This is a genomic window from Mesobacillus campisalis, from assembly GCF_000986785.1.
Taxonomy (GTDB): Bacteria; Bacillota; Bacilli; order Bacillales; family Cytobacillaceae; genus Mesobacillus_B; species Mesobacillus_B campisalis.
The window spans coordinates 1-4,725 of sequence record NZ_LAYY01000051.1; the positions used below are offsets into that span (position 1 = coordinate 1).

Here is a 4,725-nt window from a genome sequence, read left to right on the forward strand (position 1 = left end):
GTCGGGCTTAGTGATCCGGTGGTTCCGCATGGAAGGGCCATCGCTCAACGGATAAAAGCTACCCCGGGGATAACAGGCTTATCTCCCCCAAGAGTCCACATCGACGGGGAGGTTTGGCACCTCGATGTCGGCTCATCGCATCCTGGGGCTGTAGTCGGTCCCAAGGGTTGGGCTGTTCGCCCATTAAAGCGGTACGCGAGCTGGGTTCAGAACGTCGTGAGACAGTTCGGTCCCTATCCGTCGTGGGCGCAGGAAATTTGAGAGGAGCTGTCCTTAGTACGAGAGGACCGGGATGGACGCACCGCTGGTGTACCAGTTGTCTTGCCAAAGGCATCGCTGGGTAGCTATGTGCGGACGGGATAAGTGCTGAAAGCATCTAAGCATGAAGCCCCCCTCAAGATGAGATTTCCCATAGCGTCAAGCTAGTAAGATCCCTGAGAGATGATCAGGTTGATAGGTCAGAGGTGGAAGCACGGTGACGTGTGGAGCTGACTGATACTAATCGATCGAGGACTTAACCAAACGAAAAGCGGAGGCGACTGTACAGTCTCGACTAGCGCTGGAGAGCCAGCAATTGAAGTCGTTCTTTGACTTCAAATGATGGAACGAAGCGACTCGAGAGGCTAGGAGCCGGAGCTGGACAAGTTAAGAACGATACTCGAAATTGCAAACCTTCTGAAATGCATTATCCAGTTTTGAGGGAACAACCCTCATTTCAATAAAATAGTCTGGCGGTGATGGCGAGAAGGTCACACCCGTTCCCATGCCGAACACGGAAGTTAAGCTTCTCAGCGCCGATGGTAGTTGGGGGTTTCCCCCTGTGAGAGTAGGACGCTGCCAGGCAAGATGAAAGAACAGCTCAATTCAGCTGTTCTTTTTTATTTTATGTTTCACTTTCTCGGTTTACTGCATTACAGCCTTATGGAACTATTATGGTAAAATATAAAAGTATTTTTAACCGTAAATAGGTTGGTAATTTATAAGTTTGTTTTTTCATCCAAGTACAGCAAGAGAGGAAGTTGATTCTTATGTTCCATAATCCTACAGGAAAAGAGCGTATAGCCCTCGCTTTTCTCCTCAGCATGCTGGGAATGCTCGGTCCCTTTAATATTGATATGTATTTGCCGAGCTTTCCCGAGATTGCACATGACTTGGGTGTACGTGCTTCGCTGGTACAGCTCAGTTTGACAGCCTGCCTCATTGGACTCGCAGTTGGCCAGATTGTCATCGGGCCAATCAGTGATGCCAGGGGCAGAAGGAAGCCCTTATTGGTTTCGATCTCTCTGTTTGCCTTGTCCTCGCTTCTTTGTGCCCTGGCTCCCAATATCACCACTTTCGTTGTCGCCAGATTTTTGCAGGGCTTTACCGCTTCTGCAGGGATTGTCCTTTCACGCGCCGTTGTACGGGATGTGTTTACCGGAAGGGAGCTGACCAAGTTCTTTGCGCTGTTAATGGTCATTAATTCCACCGCGCCGATGATTGCACCCATGGCTGGGGGAGCTCTCCTGCTATTGCCGTTTGCCAGCTGGAACACGATTTTTTATTTCCTTAGCCTGCTCGGATTACTTATTGTTTTGGTCATGGCGTTCAAGCTAAAGGAAACCCTGCCGCCAGAAAAGCGTACCCCAAGCTCTATAAAGCACTCTGTCCATACAATGGGCAGCTTGTTTAAAGACAGGTCATTTATCGGTTATGCATTGACAGTTGGATTCATCCACGGAGGCAGTTTTGCTTATGTGGCCGGCACGCCTTTCGTTTATCAGGGCATCTATCAGGTTTCGCCCCAGGTATTCAGCATTCTATTCGGCATAAACGGTTTTGCGATTGTTGCTGGCAGTTTTATCATTGGACGTTTCAGTGCCTTCATTGATGAAAGACGGCTCCTGAGGATTGCCGTGATTACTGCCGCAACTGCGACCTCAATCCTCCTGGTTGTGACAGTCATTAAAGGGCCGCTGGCCTCACTTGTCATTCCGATTTTCATCTATATGACCACAATGGGAATGATTCTGACAAGCTCCTTTACATTGGCTATGAAGAACCAGGGGCATCGGGCAGGTAGTGCAAGCGCGGTCCTGGGCCTTCTTCCATTAACACTTGGCTCGATCGTTTCCCCACTTGTAGGAATTAACGAAACGACAGCTGTTCCAATGGGAGCCGCACTCTTTATTACCTCCGCCATGGGGGCAATTGCTTTTTTTACATTGACCAAAGAAGCAAAAACGAAGGAAAGCATGAAGCTGAAGGTAGGCAGCTGACACTTTTTCGAAAAAAATATAAAAAGGATGAAACCAAGGCGGTTTCATCCTTTTCATTATTATAAAGCACTTCCTATAGGAATTAATAAAAGGATCAATGGCACATGCTAACATCATATTTGCTTGATGCAGGTACATATTACTTTTATAGGAAAAAACATCTGTGAACTTTTTCACAAATTGTTCATACTTTATGTATTGGGACTATCGAATTATGTAGTATATTAACACTATGATTATGATGTTAACTATAGGAGGACCATTCTATGATGAAAAAATTCCTACCCATCTTGCTTTTTATCGGAGTTCTCACAACTCCTTTTTATACAGACGCTCATGTGAAATGGTTCACAGATATAGTGCCTCAGAAAGAAAATATCGAACAAATCCTTACTCCGTTTTTCATGGCACTTGCTCTCATTGCTGCAGTAGTATTAGGGACACTGACATTGCTGATTCCCAAAATAGCACAGTGGAGGGCCATCGCGAAATGGGATGAGCGGCTTTCAGGCTATAGAAAGTATTCCAGGCATATTTTAAAATATGGAACAGCCATAGCGCTGACCATTCAGGTGGTAAACGGCACTCTGTTTGCTCCTGAACTGCCAGTTTCAAGTACATTGACTGCCATTTTGGTATGGGTTTCGATCGGATTGCTTTTAATTCCTTATCATCTGCCAGCAAAGGCTGCCGCCGCTATCCTGATCGGTCTGTTTATTCAGTCTACTTTTGTGCATGGTCTGTTTTATATGCTTGATTATGGGTTTTATATTTCCATTTTCACTGTCATTTTGATCGCCAGAACCAGATTTGAGCAAATTGGTTTCCCATTTTTATACTTGGGGACAGGCCTTTCACTTTGCTGGGTTGCGGTTGAAAAATGGGTTTATCCAAGCATGTCCCTCGATATCGTCGCAAGCCACAGTGTGCCTACTTTCGGATTTGAGCCAGCTCTGTTCATTGTCATGGCCGCCTTTATTGAATTTATTGTAGGCTATCTGCTTGTGGTCGGTATTCTTAACAGAGTGTTAGGACTAGTGGTAACGATTATCTTTATCATGACCACGATGCTTTTTGGGATGACGGAAATCATTGGCCATTTTATGGTGCACGTTGTCCTCTTGATCTTTATTATTGAGGGAGTTTCCTTCTATAACCCTCCAATTAAAATGCACAAAACAAAGATGGATCAATTTATTTTTGTGTTCCTCAACTTCATTTTTGTTTTGTCCACGTTTGTGCTGATTTATTACCGTTTTGCATAGGAAAGAGCATGATAGGCATAAAAAGGGACTTCCGAAATTATGTGGAAGTCCTTTTACATATTATTTATTGGACACTGTGGCGAATAGCTCCTGGAGCCGGGCATTCTCTTCTTCACCGAGCGGGACCATTGGCAGGCGGACACCGCCCACATTGACTCCGTTCCCATTCAATACCGCCTTAACCGGTGAAGGACTCGGCGCCGAGAACAATGCTTTCATTTTTGGAAGCAGGGAACGATGGGCAGCAGCTGCTTCCTTAAGCCTTCCATTTGTAAAATGGGAAATCATCTCCTGCATTTCGTTGCCGATGACATGAGATGCGACAGAGATAACTCCTGTGCCGCCGATTGCCAGAACTGGGAGGGTAAGACCATCATCGCCGCTATATAGAGCGAAATCGGCAGGAGTCCTGCTGATGACTTCGGCCATATCATCCAGATTTCCGCTGGCTTCCTTTACAGAGGTGATGTTCTTGATTTCCGAAAGGCGCACAATCGTATCCACAGAAATGTTGACCACACTGCGCCCTGGAATATTGTAAAGCATGACAGGAAGGGAAGTGGACTCGGCAATTGCCTTGAAATGCTGATATAAACCTTCCTGTGACGGCTTATTGTAGTAGGGAGCGACAAGCATGATTGCGTCTGCCCCTGCATTTTCGGCGGCCTGAGTAAGGCTGATGGACGCTTTTGTATTGTTGGAGCCTGTCCCGGCAATAACAGGAACGCGGCCATTGACGGCTTTCACCACAAATTTAAATAGCTCAATTTTTTCTTCGTTCGTCAGGGTTGGGGACTCTCCGGTTGTTCCTGCAATAACCAGGCCATCTGAGCCGTTTTCAATGAGGTGGTCCACTAAATTCCTTGTTGCCTCAAAGTCAATTTCACCATGGGCATCAAATGGTGTCACCATTGCCGTAAGCACTTGTCCAAAATTCGTCATTTCTCTTCATCCTTTATTCGTATTTTACATTCCTCGGGAAGATTGGATTCCGGTAAACGCAAAAAAACAGCACCGAGTGGCCGCTGCTGCAGTAGAAACAAATATCAAATCACTCGTTTCTGTGCGTAAGATAGCCCTCCATATAGTTCCCTATATGACAGTTCTGCATTTATTCAATCACAGAACCAACTTTAAGAAGAATGAGTTCTCAAAGTTTCGGCAAATACCCCTTTCCCCAATCCTCAATGGACCTCATTATC

General features: G+C 45.9%; 3 protein-coding genes, 2 rRNA genes and 1 riboswitch. Of the genes, 4 read left to right on the forward strand and 1 reads right to left on the reverse strand.

Going from position 1 to position 4,725, the window contains the following annotated elements:
- From WQ57_RS22075 to WQ57_RS22090, 4 genes are all read left to right on the forward strand, one after another.
- Positions 1 to 522: ribosomal RNA gene (locus tag WQ57_RS22075) — 23S ribosomal RNA — on the forward strand; the annotation flags it as partial.
- Between the two features lie 205 nt (positions 523 to 727).
- Positions 728 to 843 (forward strand): 5S ribosomal RNA (gene rrf / locus WQ57_RS22080).
- 185 nt (positions 844 to 1,028) lie between these two features.
- Positions 1,029 to 2,258, forward strand: coding sequence for a Bcr/CflA family efflux MFS transporter (locus WQ57_RS22085; protein WP_046525884.1), 1,230 nt, complete (start codon positions 1,029 to 1,031; stop codon positions 2,256 to 2,258).
- Positions 2,259 to 2,524: 266 nt separating this feature from the next.
- Complete coding sequence (locus tag WQ57_RS22090; RefSeq protein WP_241481610.1) at positions 2,525 to 3,523, forward strand: hypothetical protein; 999 nt, start codon at positions 2,525 to 2,527, stop codon at positions 3,521 to 3,523.
- A gap of 60 nt (positions 3,524 to 3,583) precedes the next feature.
- Here the strand turns inward: WQ57_RS22090 and dapA are convergent, their stop codons facing one another.
- Positions 3,584 to 4,465, reverse strand: coding sequence for a 4-hydroxy-tetrahydrodipicolinate synthase (gene dapA / locus WQ57_RS22095; protein ID WP_046525885.1), 882 nt, complete (start codon positions 4,463 to 4,465; stop codon positions 3,584 to 3,586).
- Between the two features lie 123 nt (positions 4,466 to 4,588).
- Positions 4,589 to 4,725, reverse strand: a riboswitch (Lysine riboswitch). This riboswitch is flagged as partial in the annotation.